At 37.3% G+C, this 19,766-nt stretch carries 22 protein-coding genes and 1 riboswitch; of the genes, 11 read left to right on the plus strand and 11 right to left on the minus strand.

The window, feature by feature from the left end:
* Window positions 1–276: 276 nt before the first annotated feature.
* Window positions 277–852, minus strand: a complete 576-nt coding sequence (locus tag V7083_RS02735; RefSeq protein ID WP_335475116.1) for a hypothetical protein — start codon at window positions 850–852, stop codon at window positions 277–279.
* 11 nt (window positions 853–863) lie between these two features.
* On the minus strand, window positions 864–1,430 hold the full coding sequence (locus tag V7083_RS02740; protein WP_335475118.1) for a membrane-spanning protein: 567 nt from the start codon (window positions 1,428–1,430) through the stop codon (window positions 864–866).
* Between the two features lie 160 nt (window positions 1,431–1,590).
* Here V7083_RS02740 and V7083_RS02745 point away from each other — a divergent pair, with 160 nt between their 5' ends.
* Window positions 1,591–2,208 carry a TrkA C-terminal domain-containing protein gene (locus V7083_RS02745; protein WP_335475120.1) on the plus strand — a complete coding sequence of 206 codons (618 nt, stop codon included), beginning with the start codon at window positions 1,591–1,593 and terminating at the stop codon, window positions 2,206–2,208.
* Between the two features lie 35 nt (window positions 2,209–2,243).
* Here V7083_RS02745 and V7083_RS02750 read toward each other — a convergent pair whose 3' ends face one another.
* Window positions 2,244–3,791, minus strand: coding sequence for an ABC transporter permease/substrate-binding protein (locus V7083_RS02750; protein WP_335475122.1), 1,548 nt, complete (start codon window positions 3,789–3,791; stop codon window positions 2,244–2,246).
* Complete coding sequence (locus V7083_RS02755) at window positions 3,791–4,915, minus strand: ABC transporter ATP-binding protein (RefSeq protein ID WP_335475124.1); 1,125 nt, start codon at window positions 4,913–4,915, stop codon at window positions 3,791–3,793. Before V7083_RS02755 ends, V7083_RS02750 begins: the two co-directional genes overlap by 1 nt.
* A gap of 152 nt (window positions 4,916–5,067) precedes the next feature.
* Here V7083_RS02755 and V7083_RS02760 point away from each other — a divergent pair, with 152 nt between their 5' ends.
* Window positions 5,068–5,739, plus strand: coding sequence for a response regulator transcription factor (locus tag V7083_RS02760; RefSeq protein WP_335475126.1), 672 nt, complete (start codon window positions 5,068–5,070; stop codon window positions 5,737–5,739).
* Entirely contained in the window at window positions 5,739–7,124 is a 1,386-nt protein-coding gene (locus V7083_RS02765; protein WP_335475128.1) for a sensor histidine kinase, read from the plus strand. The genes V7083_RS02760 and V7083_RS02765 overlap by 1 nt, the downstream gene beginning before the upstream one ends.
* Window positions 7,125–7,149: 25 nt before the next feature.
* Here V7083_RS02765 and V7083_RS02770 read toward each other — a convergent pair whose 3' ends face one another.
* Window positions 7,150–7,362, minus strand: coding sequence for a hypothetical protein (locus tag V7083_RS02770; protein WP_335475130.1), 213 nt, complete (start codon window positions 7,360–7,362; stop codon window positions 7,150–7,152).
* Window positions 7,363–7,756: 394 nt separating this feature from the next.
* Here V7083_RS02770 and V7083_RS02775 point away from each other — a divergent pair, with 394 nt between their 5' ends.
* Window positions 7,757–7,885, plus strand: a complete 129-nt coding sequence (locus V7083_RS02775) for a hypothetical protein (RefSeq protein WP_335475132.1) — start codon at window positions 7,757–7,759, stop codon at window positions 7,883–7,885.
* A 305-nt stretch (window positions 7,886–8,190) separates the two neighbouring features.
* Here the strand turns inward: V7083_RS02775 and V7083_RS02780 are convergent, their stop codons facing one another.
* Window positions 8,191–8,877, minus strand: coding sequence for a M50 family metallopeptidase (locus V7083_RS02780; protein WP_335475135.1), 687 nt, complete (start codon window positions 8,875–8,877; stop codon window positions 8,191–8,193).
* A 254-nt stretch (window positions 8,878–9,131) separates the two neighbouring features.
* Between V7083_RS02780 and V7083_RS02785 the strand changes: the two genes are divergently transcribed.
* The gene (locus tag V7083_RS02785; protein ID WP_335475137.1) at window positions 9,132–9,599 is read left to right on the plus strand and encodes a GreA/GreB family elongation factor; all 468 of its coding nucleotides are present in this window, start codon (window positions 9,132–9,134) and stop codon (window positions 9,597–9,599) included.
* A gap of 53 nt (window positions 9,600–9,652) precedes the next feature.
* Here V7083_RS02785 and V7083_RS02790 read toward each other — a convergent pair whose 3' ends face one another.
* Together V7083_RS02790 and V7083_RS02795 are read right to left on the minus strand one after the other, a co-directional pair.
* Window positions 9,653–10,174, minus strand: a complete 522-nt coding sequence (locus V7083_RS02790) for a MerR family transcriptional regulator (protein ID WP_335475139.1) — start codon at window positions 10,172–10,174, stop codon at window positions 9,653–9,655.
* Window positions 10,175–10,237: 63 nt separating this feature from the next.
* Complete coding sequence (locus tag V7083_RS02795; RefSeq protein ID WP_335475141.1) at window positions 10,238–11,173, minus strand: MerR family transcriptional regulator; 936 nt, start codon at window positions 11,171–11,173, stop codon at window positions 10,238–10,240.
* Window positions 11,174–11,403: 230 nt separating this feature from the next.
* Between V7083_RS02795 and V7083_RS02800 the strand changes: the two genes are divergently transcribed.
* Window positions 11,404–12,237 carry an EamA family transporter gene (locus V7083_RS02800; RefSeq protein ID WP_335475143.1) on the plus strand — a complete coding sequence of 278 codons (834 nt, stop codon included), beginning with the start codon at window positions 11,404–11,406 and terminating at the stop codon, window positions 12,235–12,237.
* A gap of 33 nt (window positions 12,238–12,270) precedes the next feature.
* On the opposite strand, the gene V7083_RS02805 is transcribed toward V7083_RS02800, so the two are convergent.
* Entirely contained in the window at window positions 12,271–13,059 is a 789-nt protein-coding gene (locus V7083_RS02805) for an HAD family hydrolase (RefSeq protein WP_335475146.1), read from the minus strand.
* A 118-nt stretch (window positions 13,060–13,177) separates the two neighbouring features.
* Between V7083_RS02805 and V7083_RS02810 the strand changes: the two genes are divergently transcribed.
* Together V7083_RS02810 and V7083_RS02815 are read left to right on the plus strand one after the other, a co-directional pair.
* A complete protein-coding gene (locus tag V7083_RS02810; RefSeq protein WP_335475148.1) occupies window positions 13,178–13,921 on the plus strand; it encodes a polysaccharide deacetylase family protein in 744 nt (247 codons plus the stop codon).
* Between the two features lie 81 nt (window positions 13,922–14,002).
* Entirely contained in the window at window positions 14,003–14,827 is an 825-nt protein-coding gene (locus V7083_RS02815) for a DUF2935 domain-containing protein (protein WP_335475150.1), read from the plus strand.
* Window positions 14,828–14,878: 51 nt separating this feature from the next.
* Here V7083_RS02815 and V7083_RS02820 read toward each other — a convergent pair whose 3' ends face one another.
* Window positions 14,879–16,240, minus strand: coding sequence for a PFL family protein (locus tag V7083_RS02820; RefSeq protein ID WP_335475152.1), 1,362 nt, complete (start codon window positions 16,238–16,240; stop codon window positions 14,879–14,881).
* A 17-nt stretch (window positions 16,241–16,257) separates the two neighbouring features.
* Window positions 16,258–16,533 carry an ACT domain-containing protein gene (locus V7083_RS02825; protein WP_335475154.1) on the minus strand — a complete coding sequence of 92 codons (276 nt, stop codon included), beginning with the start codon at window positions 16,531–16,533 and terminating at the stop codon, window positions 16,258–16,260.
* Between the two features lie 83 nt (window positions 16,534–16,616).
* Window positions 16,617–16,698: riboswitch (glycine riboswitch) on the minus strand.
* A gap of 195 nt (window positions 16,699–16,893) precedes the next feature.
* On the opposite strand from V7083_RS02825, the gene V7083_RS02830 reads away from it, so the two are divergent.
* The 3 genes from V7083_RS02830 to V7083_RS02840 all read left to right on the plus strand — a co-directional run bounded on the left by V7083_RS02830 (window position 16,894) and on the right by V7083_RS02840 (window position 19,562).
* Window positions 16,894–18,396, plus strand: a complete 1,503-nt coding sequence (locus tag V7083_RS02830) for an aminotransferase class V-fold PLP-dependent enzyme (protein ID WP_335475156.1) — start codon at window positions 16,894–16,896, stop codon at window positions 18,394–18,396.
* A gap of 139 nt (window positions 18,397–18,535) precedes the next feature.
* Window positions 18,536–18,967 carry an Hsp20/alpha crystallin family protein gene (locus V7083_RS02835; protein WP_335475158.1) on the plus strand — a complete coding sequence of 144 codons (432 nt, stop codon included), beginning with the start codon at window positions 18,536–18,538 and terminating at the stop codon, window positions 18,965–18,967.
* 79 nt (window positions 18,968–19,046) lie between these two features.
* Window positions 19,047–19,562: a L,D-transpeptidase family protein gene (locus V7083_RS02840; RefSeq protein WP_335475160.1), complete on the plus strand. Its 516-nt coding sequence runs from the start codon at window positions 19,047–19,049 to the stop codon at window positions 19,560–19,562.
* Window positions 19,563–19,766: the final 204 nt, after the last annotated feature.

A 19,766-nucleotide genomic window follows, 5' to 3' on the forward strand; every position in this document is an offset into this window, starting at 1 on the left:
AACCAACTTCAGACAAGAAAGAATTAAAAAAGTAAGATAGCGTCCGAAGTCTAACCAACTTCAGACATGAAAGACCCAATAAAGTAAAAGTGTGTCCGAAGTTAAGACAGCTTCGGACTAGGAAGAACCAATAAAGCAAGATTGTGTCGGAAGAGGAAGCAACTTCGGACAAGGAAGAATTAATAAAGCAAGATAGCGTCCGAAGTCTAACCAACTTCGGCCATGGAAGAACTAATAAAACAAGATCGTGTCCAAACTCATGCCAATACTGCTATTTCAAATTTGATTCAATTTTATCTTTGTCCGAATCCCTGCCCAAATGGCGATCACGAGCCCGCCAACAGTATCCGCGATTAGATCAGTCATTGTATCCGTATTTCCGCCGCCCTGTAAAGTCATCCCAAAAAACTGATCACAGCTGAACTCATAAATTTCCCAGAGAACCCCACCCAAGGCAGCAAAGGCCAAGGTAAATAAAAACACAAACCATGGGGATATGTGCGCACCGGCATTTCGATGAATAAGCCGTTCGTATAGAGCTATTCCAGCAAAGGCGAGAATGGCCCCACTGACAAAATGCATAAACGTATCCCACCAGCCAAGTCCATACCAACCGCGAATCGAGCCAAAATATTGCGAACCAATCAAAAAGATTAAATAAGAAATGACAATGGGTAAATTAAATTTCAGCTTGGTGAAAAGGGCCAGCAGTAATGGAATTGCTCCACATGCGATGCCACCGATTGCGACGGTTGATTTAAAATCCTGTCCGTGCTGCCGGTAATAGAATACTAATATAGCCATAAATACGACATACAGGGAACTCAATAAAATAACGAGTTTTCTGTTCATAAATACCACCCTCAACCCTTCTTCTTTTTTAGTAAGGCATAAAAAGCCGGGAGAAGTCCACCAGCCATGCCGGACAGCAAATCCAACATTGTATCTTTATTTCCGCCTCTTTGCATAGTATGTGTGAATGTCAAGTCACCGACAAATTCATATATTTCCCATAGGACGCTGGCCAGCGCCGCTAGAGAGAGTACAAAAAGGGCTACCATCCAAACAGAAACATCATCTCTGACATGCGTTGGTATCATCGTCTTAAATAAGGGAATCCCCACAAATCCAATATACATTCCTTTGTAAAAATGCAGGGTGGAATCCCACCATTTATAATGAAGATAAAAGCTTGAAATTGAGCCCAAAAATAATGAGCAAAATAAAAAAATAAAATAGCCGAAGATGATCGGGATATTAAATGGAATTTCTTTCATTCGTAAAAGCAGTAATGGTAAACCGCTTGCTAAAATCCCTCCGAGAGATACTTGCCATCTAGATGAATCACCCTTTATCAGGTAATAAATCAATAATCCGGTCATAAAGCATATAAATAGTATACTAAAAATTAGAATAATCTTCTGTTTCATTTGTCACCTCAGGAATTAAGTGTCTTTACAATTATGTCCAGTTTCATGAAAACCTAAAGATTTCATAACACCCTCTCGAAAATATAATAGTAAAAGTGTATAGTGAAGAAAGAAAAGATATTCAAATAAATATGGTAATAGTGATTGGGTGGAGGTCGTAATGCAAAGAACACAAATGCCGACTTACGAGCGGATTGCCATAGATTTGGCAAATCGAATTTATAATGGAGAGTTTAAAGTTGGAGAAAAAATTCATGGCCGCTCCACATTGGCCAGCGATTATAAAGTATCTCCGGAAACGGTAAGAAGAGCGATTAAAATTTTAGAAGATGTAGAAATTGTTCATTCAACGAAGGGAAGCGGCATTATCATATCATCACGCGAAAATGCCTTCAAATATATATCACGTTTTTCAAATTTAGAAAGTATTAAAGATCTTGAAAAGAAAATGAATTCCTTAATGGAAGAGAGAAATGTATTGGATGAAAGGCTTTTTGACACATTAAGAAAAATCCTTGATTACTCAGGCAAACTACGTCATACAAATCCATTGACACCAATCGAAGTTGAGGTGTTTCCGGGCTGTACTCATATCGGAAAAACGATTTCGGACGTAAAGTTTTGGCAGAATACCGGCGGCACAGTGATTGGGATTAAACGAAATGGAGAATTAATCATTTCCCCAGGCCCTTATGTATTAATTCTGGAAGGAGATATCTTACTTGTGATTGGCGATGAAAAAACATTAGATAGGGTCATTCACTTTTTAAATGAATAGCCAGATTCCATTTTAGAATCTGGCTACTGTAATGGTTACTTCATCAATCCTTCTTTTTCTAAAAATTCCTTTGCGACCTTGGCAGGGGATTGTTTTAAACTATCAACCTTGTAGTTGAGCTCCCGCATTTTATCATCAGTTAACTTTCCTGCTAATCCGTTTAAAATCTGTTTTAATTCAGGATGCTCTTTAAGAGTTTCATTCTTAATGATCGGAACAGCGTAGTATGGTGGGAAAAATCCTTTGTCATCCTTTAAGACTTTTAAATGGAACTCTTGTATTAAGCCATCGGTCGAAAAAGCATCAATAACATCACTTTTGTGATTCTCTAATGCGGTATAACGCAGTCCTCCATCCACCGCTTTAACATCTTTAAACTGCATATTATAGGATTTTGTGAGTCCAATTAAACCATCTTCCCTATTGGGGAATTCAATCGTTGGACCCATGGTCAAGCTTCCACTGATTTTTGCCAAATCAGAGATCGTTTCTAACCCATATTCAGTGGCTGTATCTTGACGAATCGCCAGTGCATAGGTGTTATTAAATCCCAAAGGTTTTAACAATGATATTCCATATTTTTGATTAAATTCTTTTTGAACGTAATCATACACTTTTTGAGGATCATTTGCTGGTGGTTGGTTCAGAATATTTACTAATCCTGTTCCGGTGTATTCCACATAGGCATCGATATCACCATTTTTTAAAGCACTAAAGGTTACTTGGGACCCACCAAGATTTAATTTTCGTTCAACCTTTATATCAGTCTTGTTTTCTATTAAATCGGCCAGCATATTTCCTAAGATTAATTGTTCAGAAAAATTTTTCGAACCTATGACGATTTTTTCATCTGCATGGGCTTTGTTGTAAATGGCAAAGACACCACCAATGATGATTATGGGTGATACAAACGAAAGAATTAGCTTTTTGCTTGTTTTCTTGCCTGATTTTTTGGTTCTTTCATAAGAAAGAGAAGTTTCTAGTTTGCCAACAACAAAGTCGATTAATAAGGCTAGAATACAGGCTGGAATCGCTCCGGCCAGAATCATCGCATTATCAACGGTTTGTACCCCCGAAAACACAAGGTAACCAAGTCCGCCCGCACCGACAAATGCAGCAATCGTCATTAAGCCTACCGCCGTAACGGCAGAAATTCTGATACCCGCCATAATCATCGGAAAAGCTAGTGGCAGCTGAATTTTCCTCATGGTTTGACTTTTGGTAAGACCGATACCTTTGGCGGCTTCCAGAATATCACGATCAATATTTGTTAAACCAGTATATGTGTTCTTTACAATAGGAAGTAGGGAATATAGGACGACCATGACAATGGCTGGTGTACTGCCAATTCCTACGAAAGGAATTAAAAAACCGAGTAGGGCAAGACTTGGAATGGCTTGCACAACATTGGTCACGCCAAGTATTGGTTTTGAAAGCCTTGGTTCTCTTGATATTAAGATGCCAAGCGGAATACCAATAATAACAGCCACTAATACTGAAAAAATACTTAAATAAATATGCTGTCCTAAAAGCTCAAGAATTTGTTGGTAATTTGTACTAAGATAACTCCACATTTCGCGCATTAAAATGCCACCTCCATATCGATTAATTGGCTGCTTAATGCAGATAAAATGCTGCTTCGTGTAATAAGTCCTGTTAACTGATTCATTTGGTTAACAACAGGTAAATAACCTATTTTGTGTTCATTCATCGCTTCTAAAATGGAAATTAAATTAGCGTCTTCCGATACTGACAGAACGTTTTGTTCCATGATTGATTCAATTGATGAATTACGGTCAAGCAGCTGAATTCCTTTTAATGTTACCAGTCCAATTAAGATATTATTTTTACCAGTAACCATTAAACTGTCCACCTTATGTTCCTTCATAATTTCAATCGCTTGAAGAACGTTTCGTTTTGGATTAATTTTTACTGGGTCCGGAATCATGATATCTTCAGCCATTAATAACTCAGGGTTGTTCCAAACTCTTCGCTTTCCGATAAAGTCTGATACAAATTCATTTGCCGGACTTTTAAGAATTGCTTCCGGAGTATCATATTGAAGAATATCTCCATCTTTTAATATACAAATCTTATCCGCTATTTTAATAGCTTCGTCCATGTCATGGGTTACAAATATAATGGTCTTGTTTAATTCCTTTTGCATTTGGTACAGCTCATCTTGCAATGATGCCCGTGTAACAGGGTCTAATGCACTGAAAGGCTCATCCATTAAAATGATATCTGAATTGGTTGAAAAGGCTCGTGCCACTCCAACTCTTTGTTGTTGACCGCCACTTAATTCCTTAGGGTACCTTTGTAAAAATTCCGTTGGGTCAAGTCCAACGATTTCAAGTAATTCTTTCGTTCTTTGCTCTATCTGTATTGGATCTTCACCCTTAATCTTAGGAATTAATTCAAGATTTTCTTGAATGGTCATATGTGGAAATAATCCAGTATTTTGGATGACATAACCTATATTTCTGCGAAGTTCAATGGGGTTCATTGTAGAAATTTCTTTGCCATTCACATAAATCTGACCTGTTGTAGGTAGAATCAATTTATTTATCATTTTCAGAAGGGTGGTTTTACCACAACCGCTTGGACCGATGAACACAACTAATTGACCTGGTTCAATCTCCAGGGAAAAATCGTTAATAATCGTTTTCGAACGATACTTTTTAATCACATGTTTAAAATGTATCAAGTGAAGTTCCTCCTCCTCTGCTAAAAGTAACAACCTAATGTTACCATAAAAGTTGTTACTATGTCTAATAGCTAAATGAATAGAATCTTTTCTTTTTAATTTTGTATTAGTAAAATGAAGAAGGTTACTCTGTAAGAAAAGCGGGTGAAAAGATGAAATCAGTCTTAGTTGTAGACGATGATGAATGGATTCGCAATTTGGTTAAAAGTATTTTATCTAAGGAAGGCTTTAAGGTTTTTGCAGCTGAAAATGGGACGGCTGCTTTAACATTAATGAAAAAAGCGATAATTGATTTGGCGATTGTAGATATCATGATGCCAGTGATGGATGGATACCAGCTTACTAAGGAAATTAGAAGATCCTATGACATCCCGGTAGTTTTGTTGACAGCCAAAAGCCAAATTGACGATAAGGAAAAAGGGTTTGAAGCTGGAACAGATGATTATTTAGTCAAACCTTTCGAACCAAAGGAGTTAATCTTCCGAGTCAATGCGTTGCTGCGCCGTTATGGGAAGGCAAGTGAAGCTAATATTCATTTAGGTTCCTTGGCTATAAATAGGAAAAGCTATGAAGTTAAAATCAATACCAAAACTTTCATGCTGCCACTAAAAGAATTTGAACTTTTATCATTTTTGGCAAGCCATCCCAACCAAGTCTTCAGTCGAAGCCATCTTATCGAAAAAGTATGGGGATTGGATTTTGAAGGTGATGAAAGAACGGTGGACGTACATATTAAAAGATTGCGTGAGAGGTTTGAAGATATTGCAGACGATTTTACGATCAAAACAATCCGAGGGGTCGGCTATTCACTGGAGGTTTTATAATGATCATGAAATCGATGTATAGTAAATTTGCCTTCATTACAATTATGATCATGATTGTAAGTGGGGTGATTTCTTTTTTATTATCTAATGTCTATTATCAATCCAATTTGAAGCAACAAAATGATGAGAAAATAACCAAGTTTGCCTATGAAATGGCCGATTTTGCCAGTAAACATCCAACGGTTAGTCTAAATGATTATTTTGAACATAATGGAGCAATTGGATACCAAATCTTATTGGTCAACCAAAACGGGCATAGGCAATATTTTGGATCACCATTTCGAGTAGAGAATTTGCCTGAATCTATCAGCCAAAAAGTATTGGATGGAAAAGTGTATCACGGAATACGCAATTTCCCTCATAAGACCTTTGTGACCGGTTTTTTTGCCAATGAATTGAAGAATTCAGTAGGTGTTCCTTTTACTCATCAAAGTCAAAGGTATGCCTTGTTCATAAGACCAGATATTAAGTTGTTGTTTAATGAAATGCATATATTATTTGGCTGGTTATTAATCCTTTCTATTTTATTAAGCATTTTAATGGTGTCGATCAGTACAAAATACTTGGTTCAACCCATTCGTAAGCTAGACAAAGCCACTAAGGAGATTTCCGAGGGAAATTATTCGATCAAACTTGATATTTCTCGTAGAGACGAACTGGGCCATTTGGCCATTAATTTTAGTAGGATGTCGGAAAAATTGGCCCGTGTCGATCAGTTGCGTAAAGAGTTGGTCTCAAATATTTCTCATGACATTCAATCACCACTGACCAATATTAAGGGGTATTTAAACCTGTTAGAAAATGATGATAAGAGTGAATCACATAAAAAGGAATACATCCGTGTGGTTCATTCAGAGGTAGACCGGCTTTCAAAAATGACGAAACAACTTTTACTACTATCTTCTATTGAAAGTAAAAGGGATTTGTTGGAAGTCAGCCGAGTGAATATTGGGGCTCAGTTAAAAGTGGTTATCCATCAGTATCAATACAGTATGATGGAAAAAGGCATCATGGCCAGCTACACGATACCAGATGTTTGGCTTAATGGGGATTCCGCTTTGTTGTATTCCGTGTGGGAAAATTTATTGACGAATGCGATTAAATATAATCATGAAAATGGTACCATAGACATTGACTTATCGGAGATGGAGTCACAGGTAGTGGTCACATTTAAAGATTCAGGGATCGGCATGGATGAAAATGAAATAAAACGGATATTTGATAGATTTTACCGAGCGGATACCTCAAGGAAGCGATCTGTTGAAGGTACAGGGCTAGGTTTGTCCATTGTTGAATCCATTATCGATTTGCACCATGGGAGAATAGAAATAGATAGTCAAAAAGGGAAAGGAACAACTTTGAAGGTAATTCTTCCGAAATGGTAATCAGTTGTTCCGCCATTCACAAAACTTAGTACTTCGAACGAACAGGTGCTTGTAATGGGACAGCAAATTCCATAGGGGCTCCTAGATGAATTAATGAAGTTCCAACAGTAGTATAGGCAGATTGTTGGGTTCGTTGTTTTTTTAAAGATCCACTCCCGATTTGCAGAACTCCACCATTGACCATATTACCGATTTTGATAAAACGGAAATCAAACGTTTGTTGCAATTGTTTATCCATTTCAATCACCTCTAAATAATATATGAACATGAGTTTGGCTGAATTCAACAAATCATATTTTAATAGTGGGAGTAACAATCAGCATGCTAAACTTTTATCAATGGACGAGATCATATGTAGTGCCACTGGACTTAGTATTCGAGAAAAAAAGGTTTACAAGGCAGTGCCAATTCGATGCATATTACAGAAATAATCAACAGTTCTGATAAAATACAAATTGCCAAATGTCTCCTAGCGAAAAAAATAATTGACTTCCTCAAATTTGTGTATTTTAAAAAACAGTGAGTTTGTTGTCAATCCGTTTATCATCTTAATGAAAATAATGGCTTTAATCCGTTATGAAATACCCTTTTCTTGTACAAAATAATCTTCATGCAGGAAGGGAGGTATTTTGATGACAAACCGAAATGACAACCGTGAACGTAAAAATAAATACCCAAATAACTTGAAGAAGGAGACAGAATTGTCAAAGGAAGTTAATATTCGCAGTGAAGAAACACAAAAAGATTTGCGAAAAAAATAACGGAATTCCTGTTTAGTAACGGTTTCACTAATAGGAAGCAATAGGTAAAACGAAAAAACGCATCGGAATTCTAATTGAATTCTAATGCGTTTTTTAAATTTGGAAAAATCCTTTCATCAGTAATATGAAAGAAGAACTCGGTAAAGTTGAAAGAAAGATGTCTATCATAGGTGGTCTGAAAGACAAAAGAAGAGGGGGCCGCCAGACAAGCGTCGTTCATAGGCAGTATGAAAGCCAAAAGAAGCGGAAGCCACAACAAAAACGTCCTTCACGAAGCCATTAATTTGTTCATGCAACAACCTTTATTAACTCAATTTATAATAACCCCTTTTCAACCCGTTATAGCAAAACCAAACCGCTTGAAGGAAAAATAACACTCCCCATGCTAGTGTTGGGACTATTTTTGTGAGATTGGCAAGATTTGCGGCATCACCCGCAGCCTGTGGGTAAAAAATACTTAAATACATGACTTCATAAGCACTTTGTAGAGAATCTGCAAGCAAAATGCAAGCGATCAGCAGTAATAAATGATCCCTAAAGGCTCGTGTTCCTTTAATGAGTAAAAATAGAAACCCCGCTGCAAAGGAACAAAGCCAAAAAATACCATATGGATTTCTTACCCAAAAGATTAAATTACAAAAAATAAAGCCCAATAAAATATCAATCAATAAAATTTGCTTTCTCCTGCCAATTAGTAAAAACGCGAGGAAGGCCATGAATGAAGCAAATGTGTACCCTGCTAAGCTGGTAAAGAAGCTACCAATCCAAGTGGTTTGATTGCTCAAAGTAGCGCCTTCCGAATTAGAAAATAACGAGATGGTCTGGACATTTCCTCCAAGCAACGCCATAAAGGCATGCCCCGATTCATGAATCAACGTATCAATCACTCTAATATAATTGCCGATAATAGGAACATGGATTAACAAAAAAGCAAGGATCAGGAAGAGAAAAAACTTCGAACTGATTTTCTCACGGACAAAGCTCAACGTCATCTCCTCATTTCATATATTGTCATTTTCTTAATTTTAACACTATTTAAGGAGCAATTTTAAATGTAACGCTCAACTTGTAAACACTGTATTTGGGAGTTTTTTGTAACAATATGTTAATATGGTGTTAAGATCTTCCAGTTGTTTAAAGCAGTCCTTAAGCTTGGAAAGATCAATTTTTTTTTAGGAGGAATCGATCATGAAAAAATTAATGAAATTTGGCAGGAAATTCGATCCTAGTAGGGGGGCTATTTTCTATGAACCATAGTGTACGTTCGAACAGAGAATATTTTCTTCAGCAATTGGGGTTTATTGATGAAAACATCAAAGAATTAACCAATTTGTACCTATCATCAACGCCGGTTCAAGAACGAATGAAACACTTCTTTAATCTGTATGCTTTAGAGTTAGAAGAATTACTGAAGCGAAATCATAAAAAGAGCATTATTACTGTTTTTCCAAAGGTTTTTATAGGTACGAAGGTTACCATTAAATATGATGATGACGATGAAACGGAGGATTATGTAATTTGTTTTCCGGATGCCTCAGATCCAGATCAAGGGCTGATTTCGTTCATGTCACCTGTAGGAAGGCAGTTACTTTTAAAAGAAAAGGGCGAAAAAATAGCTCTTAAAATTCCAAGCGGGGAAATTGCTGTTTCTATTAACGAGATTTCCTTTGTGGGGGATCTATTTGAAATGGAGAAAAAAACGAGGGAAGCATAAAAGAACATCTATAAGTATGACCGAACCTCAGAAGTTCGGTCATACTTTATTTATTAGAAACCAAACAAAGTACTAACAAAGTTCTTCTTCTTTCTTTTCACTTTTCCGTGATCTAATACATATGGTTTCTCAGGCTGGTCGGGCTTTTTTAACATATTTATTTCGGTCTGAAGCTGTTCGATTTGTTTGGACATATGACTTACCAGCTCTTGTAATTCTTCAAGTTCCCGACGGTGCTGCAATAATTGATAGGAAGCAACCGAATCGGCCTTTGTATGAAGTCCCTGTTCCAACACTTTTACTCTTTCATTCAACATGTCCATGGCTTGATCATTTTCGGCCGTTTTGACAGTACCTTTTCGGGTTTGCTTCTTATCTTTAACAGGTGTGATATCTTGTAACAGAACACCATTTTGCAGTTGGTCATGAATTTCTTTTAACATATGAATATCTTCTTCTTTAAATAGATAATGGCCCCGTTCGTTACGTTCCATTGGTAATTCAAGTTGTTTTACCCATCTTTGAATGGTACTTACAGACACTCCCAACAACTTGGCTACTTCACTTGAATTCATGCTTCATCCCCCCATGAAAAAAATCAAAATACCCGAGTGACAGTAAGGTTTCCTTGTAAACTATTAATTCCAAAATTTCCACCACTTCTTTTCTTTAGCTCCCGCGACCTCTCTGAAATTAGTGAGCATTTGTTGGAAAGCAATCTCACGTTGCTGGACTTCATGTAGGTATTGTTCACGCTCTTCCATGAAAAATTCGCGATCATGAATAATCGCCTCGGATAAATGAGAAAGTTCAAAATTGGTGTTTTCAATGTAGTTTGTTAAATCCTCAGTTGTTTCGGCGATTTGCTTTGAAAGGGTGGATATTTCATCATATGTTTCAATTGACACATTCTTAATACTGTCAGATAAATATTTTAAACGGTCTGCATTCAGCTTAGATGCCGATTCGAACGTTTCCGTTAGCTCTTCAATGTCAGCTTTGGTATTGGCGGTTGACTTGTAGATGGAATCAGATAAGGATTTTACGGTCGTTAATGTACCATTTTTAATTTCCTTTTTTACGTCTTCTAATAATTCTTTACGTACAACCGTTCGAATTTCTTCTTTTACATCATCTAAAAAATTTTTTGTATAAGTATCAAGGGCTTCGAAAAATTGATTAACATTCGGTGTCTTTTCTTCTATTTCAATTACCTCTGGAACAGTTTCAGTTACAAGGTTTACCGAAAGGTCGTTAGAGTTCATTTTATCTTCTGAGAAACTTTCCGGAACATTAAAGGGTACATAAATTTCTTCCCGATCTTCTGATATCAAATCAGAGGGAGGTTCTGATTTCTGCTGCAGTGTTTGCCTTATGATTTCTTTTCCCAGCTTTTGCGAGTGGAGAGTCTTTATTTCCAGTAAATAATCAACCTCCAGATCGGTGTAAATTCTCGCACCTTGTTTAGAGCGAGGGAAATTCAATAATTCAGCAAATTCTTTCTCCCATTGACGGATTAATCCGGATTTAACATTTATTTTTTTTGACACTTCTTTTAATGTATAAGCAGCCAAATTTGATCATTCCTTTCTATTTCTATAGGAAGATACCCCTTTTAGAATAAGTATTCACCAACGGGTATCCCATTTTCCTGCTGCTTGACAAAAGCTATCAAAACAAGACGGAAACCATGAAATAACAACATATTCCTGCAAAAAAATGATAATTTTGAAAAAATGATTGAGATTAGTAGAAAGTAGGTTTATGATTTTTTAGGGACACAAAAAACGAAAGAAGGATCATCATGTGGATTGTCGCAGCCTTTATCACCATGGTTTGTTTTGGAATGAACAATACCATCTTTAAGTGGAGCACAGCACATCAGTTATCGAAGATACATATTCAACTATTCTTTTATTTCACCGCATTTTTACTTTCGCTTGGATATGGTATTTTTCATGAGATGCATATTTCCCTCATGACGATCATATTGGGTGGAATTATCGGGGTTTTAAATGCAAATGGGAATATCCAAATGTCTAAAGCTTTTGAGAATGGCCCGGCAAGCTTGACATCGCCATTAATAGGGACCAATACGATTTTCCCTATCCTAACTGCAGGAATTATTTTTCATGAACATATTTCAGCCATTCAATGGCTAGGAATTGTTTTTATGATGGGTTCAGCCATTTTGATCCAATATTCACCTGGTTCTACCAAGATCATGAACTATCGACCTTGGATTCTCCGAGTCATCCTATCCATCTTTTCATTTGGCTTATTAGGGATCTTAATGAAAACAACCTCTTTATTACATATTAGTTCATTAGATATTCTCATTTCCATGTATGGAGGGGGTAGTTTATATTTAGGAATTTGTAGTGTGAACAAGCCGGAAGAGTGGAAAGTAACTGAGGTTAAGGTCGGAATATTAGTTGGCTTGATTAGTTTACTGGGTTATAGCAGCTATTTTTATGCACTGCAAACAGGAACAGCGAGTATTGTTTTCCCAATTGTCAGTTTGAATTGTCTGGTGGTTGTGTTTGCAGGAATTATTTTATTTAAAGAGAAATTAAGAAATTATCAAGTAATTGGTGTTTTAACTGCCTTGTTGGGTATCATTTTTACTAAAATATAAGAAAAGTGCAGAGCGGACTCTGCACTTCGTTTTTTATTCCACTAATCCGAGTGATTTCAAGCCATTAAATATACCTGAATCTGTTACGGCAGTAGTTCTATGCTTAGCATATTGGAAAAGATCGGGGTGGCCGTTCCCCATGGCAAAGCCTTCTCCTACACTATGCAGCATTTCCTTATCATTCATCCCATCTCCAAAAGCAATCGCAACTTCCTTACTTAGTCCAAGATGTTTTAACACCATTTGAATGCCATAGCCTTTATTAATTTTATCCATAATGACATCATAACAATGCAACATGTTGGCAATGTTCACCTGTGACAGGTGGAATCCGGGTGTAGGCTGATAAAGTTCAGGGTCGGTTTCCTTTAGATTCATAAGGGTCATTCCGAGAATATTCCGTTCTTTTTGCGGGGAATATACCTCATTTTTGGTTAGATGAAACACTTCAATGAATTCCTTTACGGTTGGTGAATCCTTTTCTGTGAAAAAATTAGCTGAATCGGTAAATAAAACAGCTTTATGGTTATGCTCTTTTGCAATCTTAAGGAATTGCTCGATAATTTCCGGGTCCATTGATTCTTGATAGAGATCCTTACCTTTATATTTAGCATAAGCACCATTATAGCCAACAAATGATTGTATGTTTAATTCTTTTGCCAGTTCATCGATTTCGTGCAGTGGTCTGCCTGTAGACAGAAAAACCTCCACTCCCTTATTTTGAACCTGGGCAATCGCATCCCTCGTTGACGATTGAATGGTATTGTCCGGTGTAAGAATGGTTCCATCCACATCTAAAAATAAACATTTATAATCAGTCATTACAGAGCTCCTTCTTTTTATTTTCTTTGAATAGTTTACCACTATTATGAAAAACAAGTCGAGTATTGATATAATATCTTGTTTGAAGGGGGAGGTTATAAGGAAAAGGGGGGATATCATGAAAAGGCATTTATTTTTGCTTTGTTTGTTTACTTTTCTTTTTCCTGTAATGGTTTCTGCAGAAAAATCGATACCTATGTTGATCTATCATTCCATTGATCAATATTCTGGCCATGGAATGAAGGAACTTTATGTATCTCCAGAACAATTTGAAACACAAATGTTATACTTGCGAGAGCATGGATTTACTCCGCTAACCTTTGAAAATTGGGAGCAACAATACACAGTCAATAAGCCGATTTTTCTAACGTTTGATGATGGTTATAAAAATAATCTCAACGTTTATACTATTTTTAAAAAAATACAAACTAACAAATTTAAACCCTCAGGGACATTTTTTGTGATTTCTGATTTTATTGATCGACCCAATCGATTATCGAAGGCTGACTTGAAGAAGCTGGCAGATTCGGGTATGATATCGATCCAATCCCATACTGCCACCCACCCTGACCTAACCAAGATAACTGATTTTATCCATGAATTAAAGGATTCAAAAGGAAACATTGAGAAAATAACTGGTAAACCTGTGATTGCCGTTTCCTATCCGTATGGAAATTTTAATGATAGAACTATAAAGGAAACAAAAAAATATTATTTATTCGGTATGACGACTACACCTGGACCCTATGTAAAATCAGGCAGCAGTGAAGAACACTATCTACTACCCAGAACGTATATAAAAAATTCAACAAGGTTAGAAGATTTTATAAAGATCGTTGAAGGTCCTAACGGTTACCACTGACAAGGTAATCGTTTTTTTATTTAATATGACAATATTTTCGTTTAAATACGAATATGTTCTTAATAAAGGGAGGGGGATGGGATGAACGGAAGTATAAGTGTGTGGGAGGAACATTTGTTTTGGTTGGAAATTTTACAGGATCATGCGATATTTGTGCGGGACCATTTGGCGGTAGAAGAGGAGAAAGCAATGGCTGAAGCTCAAAACTTTGTTCAGGCTTTTGCCATTTTGTTGCAAAATCTTCAGCAATTACCTCCAGCAGTGGATGTCAGCGATAATGAACAAATGACCTTTGCTAGTCAAGCTTATGCAACGGCTTATGCATATTTTCGATTTGAAGGCCGTATGCAAAATTTACGGATCAAAAACGAAATCAATTTAAATTTATCTCCGACGTATTTAAATGGCACATTGAGTGAGAATCAAGAATATTTGCGCCAGCTTACCTATTATGCCAATGGACAGACCCCTGTGCCGCTTCGTTTAGATCAGCTGTTTGATTTATGGCTGGAGGACCAGTTAGGACATATTATCTTACTAAAAAATGTGATTGATCCAATTGAATTATCGGTTGAAAAGATGGGGGATTTTTATACACAGAAGTTTCAAATGTACATCCTTCAGAATCATCATATGAAAGGGTATTTAAGATTTACCGAACAAGGGTTTCCACGGCAAAGAGAGTTGGCGTTAGAAGTAGGACGAACCGTGATCCAAATGAATTTGTACATTAAATCAGTAATGGAAAAATATAAAAATGACTGGATCCTCAATAAAACAACATTGCGCTTTATAGAACATCATTTTCCAGAAACTTGCTATTTCATTAAAAAACTGGCAGAATTCTCACCAGAGCTTCATGCCGAAGGTTCTCATTGCTCGTTGAGAAAACCATCGTTCTTATAGTTATGTAAAAGAAAGAACCTGTACCATTATTGGAGGGCACAGGTTCTTTTCTTAGTTGATCAACGCTTGAAGAGGTGCTGGAATTCTCCCGCCTCGGGAAATCATTTTTTGGGAGCTAAAAGGGTTGACACCCAAAACCGGGGCACGTCCAAGGAGACCTCCGAATTCCACCATTTCTCCTTCTTTTTTTCCGGGAACTGGTATGACCCTTACAGCAGTGGTTTTTTTATTAATCATACCAATAGCAGCTTCATCAGCAATTATTGCGGATAGAGTGGCAGGGGAAACATCTCCTGTTAATGCGATCATGTCTAAACCGACTGAACACACACAAGTCATTGCTTCAAGCTTCGACAGTGTCAAGGCTCCTTCGGTAATTCCGCGAATCATCCCATTATCTTCACTGACAGGAATAAATGCCCCGCTTAAACCACCGACATAAGAACTGGCCATGGCTCCACCTTTTTTTACAGCATCATTCATTAGTGCTAAGGCGGCAATGGTTCCATGGGTACCGACCCGTTCCAATCCAATTTCTTCGAGAATCTCAGCAACACTGTCGTTGACCGCATTGGTAGGGGCCAATGACAAATCCATAATACCAAATGGGATGCCAAGGCGCTCAGCAACTACACGGCCAATTAACTCACCAGCACGGGTTATCTTAAAGACCGTTTTCTTAATAATATCGGAAACTTCACCTAAATCTGCATCGGGATAACGTTTTAGAGCATTCAATACTACACCAGGACCACTGACACCAACATTGATCACCGCTTCACCCTCACCAGCTCCATGAAACGCTCCTGCCATAAATGGATTATCTTCAACCGGATTACTGAAGACTACAAGCTTGGCGCAGGCAATTCCATTTTGATCCGCTGTAAGTTCGGCTGCTTCTTTGATGATGAAGCCCAGCTCTCTGACAGCATCCATATTAATCCCGGTCCTTGTAGTGGCTACAGATATGGAAGAGCATACACGTTCGGTCACACTTAGAGCCTTTGGCAGTGCTTTAAGCAGAGTTTGATCTCCTTTTGATTGACCTTTATGAACGAGTGCAGAGAACCCTCCAATAAAATCAACCCCTAAATGTTTAGCTGCTTTATCTAAGGTTTGAGCAAGTTCAACGGTTTGTTCGACGGTTGCGTTACCAAGAATTTCGGCAATCGGGGTGATGGAAATTCGTTTATTGATAATGGGAATCCCAAATTCTTTTTCCACTTCTTCCGCAACACTTTTAAGATTCTTAGCGTATTTGGTGATTTTCTCATACACTTGCAAATTCATTTTTTCAAACTCGGAATCTGCACAATCTCGTAAACTAATCCCCATTGTAACAGTCCGAATATCTAGGTTTTCCATTTGCACCATTCGAATGGTTTGCAAAATCTCATCCATTGCAATTGACATCCTACGATCGCTCCTCATTAAATTCTGTGCATTGCTTGGAATATTTCCTCTAATTGAAGGTGGATTTTTAAGCCCATGTCTTCACCAATTAAAGCTAATTCGTCCCGCACTTTATTTAAATTGTCATTCCCTGAAACATCAATGATCATCATCATTGTAAAAAAATCCTGTAAAATGGTTTGACTGATGTCAAGAATGTTCATATTGTTTTCTGCTAATACGGTTGTGACACGCGAGATGATCCCAACCTTGTCCATTCCAATTACACTTACTACTGCTCTTCGTCGTTCCATTTTTTCACCTCATAAAATATAAATAAAAAAGATTGGATCAACTCCAATCTCAAGTAAGAAGAGTGCGCAAGTGGTTATGCACAACTTTCTCTCCTGTCCTTTTGCCTGAGATTGTGAATCCTTCGGCGCCGTAAACTCCTTTACGGTCTCTCCAGAAGCCTCTCCAGCTATAGTGTCACCCATAGCCTTCATCGACTGCTTTATTGAATTAAACAAATGTTAACAAATTAATAGGAATTCAGTCAATAAAAATATTTTAATATTTTCATAATTGTCACAATCTATCCTGCAAAACTGACCCATGGAAAAAGTCGATGCATATATTAATTGGAAAGATTTCCAGGTGAGGTGGAAATGGAAATGATAACAGCTAGAATCGGTGGTAAGACTTATCGTATTCCAGACGATTTGGAGACCTATTTCAAAACCTTCCGATCACATGTGATTGGAATGAATCAGGAGTATATTACTCCCTATGGCAAGAAAAAGATCATTTATGCAGATTGGACAGCCAGCGGAAGGCTGTATCGCCCTATCGAGCAGAAAATTTCCGAAGTTTTTGGACCATTTATGGCTAATACCCATACTGAATCGAATGTAACCAGCTTAATGATGACGGGTATGTATCAACAGGCAAAAAACATCATTAAGGATCATGTCAATGCCCATCCGACTGATGTCGTTTTATTTGATGGATTTGGAATGACTTCTGTTATGAATAAATTTCAGAGGATATTAGGATTTAAACTACATGAAAAATATAAAGATAAATGCTCTGTACCTGTGACGGAAAGACCTATTGTCTTTATAACCCATATGGAACACCATTCTAATCAGACTTCATGGTGTGAGTCAATGGTGGATGTAGAAATGATTCGGGCAGATCAAAATGGGTTGGTTGATTTAAACCACTTGAAAAACTTATTAGAGCAATATCAAGACCGTACGATAAAAATTGGGTCTTTTACTGCTTGCTCGAATGTTACAGGTATTCAAACTCCCTATCATCAATTAGCCAAAATCATGCACCAACACGGTGGGGTATGCTTTATAGATTTTGCCGCATCAGCCCCCTATATCAACATAAATATGCACCCAAATGACCCGCTGGAAAAATTGGATGCGATTGTTTTTTCACCACATAAATTTTTAGGAGGACCCGGGACGAGCGGTGTTTTGGTGTTTGACTCTAAATTATACGGAAATAAAGTTCCCGATCACCCTGGAGGTGGAACTGTTACATGGACAAATCCATGGGGCGAACATCATTATTATCAAAATATCGAAATTCGTGAGGACGGGGGAACTCCAGGGATTTTACAAGCAATACGAACTGCACTTTGCATTCAATTAAAAGAACAAATGGGCATCGAGAATATCGTAAAAAGGGAGAAACAACAAATATCCATGCTGCTGCCTATGTTGAAAACAATCCCAGGACTTCACCTATTAGAAGAAAATCAGACGAAGCGCTTAGGAATCGTATCTTTTTATGTAGACAATGTTCATTACAATTTAATCGTTCGTCTGTTAAATGACCGTTTCGGCTTCCAAGTCAGGGGAGGCTGTTCCTGTGCTGGGACATATGGTCATTACCTTTTCCATATCGATAAGAACAAGTCTAAACAAATTACCGATCAAATTGACCAGGGTGATTTTTCAACGAAACCGGGGTGGGTACGATTTTCACTGCACCCGATCATGACAAATGAGGAAATTCTACTGTTTGTTCAGGCTATTAAGGAAATAGTAGAAAATATCGAGGAATGGAAAAAAGATTATCGATATGATGCTAAAAGCAACGATTATTTTTATATCCATTTTAAAAGGGAAGACATGTCGCCACTTTTTCGAATGGAATAACGGAAATTATTACTGTCTTAATAGTAATTTTGATAATTATAGCGAAAATGATGATAAAATGTAAAAAATTGACAGTTAATTAGTTGCGAGTTAAAATTAAATTGTAATAAATCATAGTAAAGTAAAGGAGGAATCATCAATGAACAGCTTATTTCCATTCAAAAAGGCCAAGGACGTAAGCACAGATATGTGGGATTCATTTACTGATTTCTTCAGCGATAATTTCTTTGCTCCAGTCCGAAGCGATACTCATTTATTCCGTACTGATATTAAAGACGTCGGAGACCATTATGTAATTGAGGCAGAATTGCCTGGATTTGACAAAGAGGATATTAAAGTAGAGTACGATCAACATTACCTGACTATTTCAGCACAGCGAGAATCACATTTAAAAGAGGATAAAGAAAATTTTATTCGTCAGGAAAGACATTACGGAGAATTTGTACGTCGGTTCTATGTGAAAGATATTAATGAGGAAACTGTTGAAGCTGTTTTTGAAAATGGAATACTCACACTAAATTGTCCAAAAGTAACTCCTAAAATGGAACAAAAACATATAGAAATTCACTAAAAATTTGGCCGCAATCTACTATTGATTGCGGTCAAATTTTTTGCATAAAGGACCGGACAGCTTTTGCAGGCATAAGCTAATGAAAAAAGGCGGGATCAACTTGATTCATACTGTAAAACCAGGTGAAACACTTGCCACAATCTCGGCGGATTATCGTGTTAGCCTGCGCCGGCTATATGCGGCAAATCCCGGACTAGGCCATGGCCATTTATATGCAGGCCAAAAAATTCAAATTCCCGGAATCCCCGAACCGAATACCATTCCCTTTTCTATTCAAGTATCAGTTGGAAAAAGAAGACTGACTCTTTATAATAGCGGAAAGTTGGTTAAAATTTTTCCAATTGCCGTAGGAAAAATGCTCACTGGGACTCCGGTTGGCGAATTTGTCATCGTTAATCGTCAATACCACCCAGGGGGGCCATTTGGCGTATTATGGATGTCACTTTCGAAGCAGGGGTACGGTATCCATGGGACCAATGACCCGAGTTCAATAGGGAAAGCAGTATCCCATGGGTGCATCAGGATGTTTAATCGGGATGTCCTTCAGCTGGCAAATATGGTGTCTAATGGTACTAGGGTTATGATACAGCCTTGAAGATGATAGCCGAATTTAAACCCACCTGCAAAAAAACGTTACGAATTAGAGTTGAAAGGTCAAAACCCGATTATTAGATGAGAATGCCACATAATTAGCAAAAGAATTAATTAAAAGGTAACCAAAGTGTAAAAACAGGTCACTTGTAGGTAATAAGATACCTTTAAGTGACTTGTTTATTTTTTCATAGGCTGTGTTAAAGAA

The sequence above is a fragment of the Bacillus sp. JJ1764 genome (assembly GCF_036962145.1).
GTDB lineage: Bacteria > Bacillota > Bacilli > Bacillales > Cytobacillaceae > Neobacillus.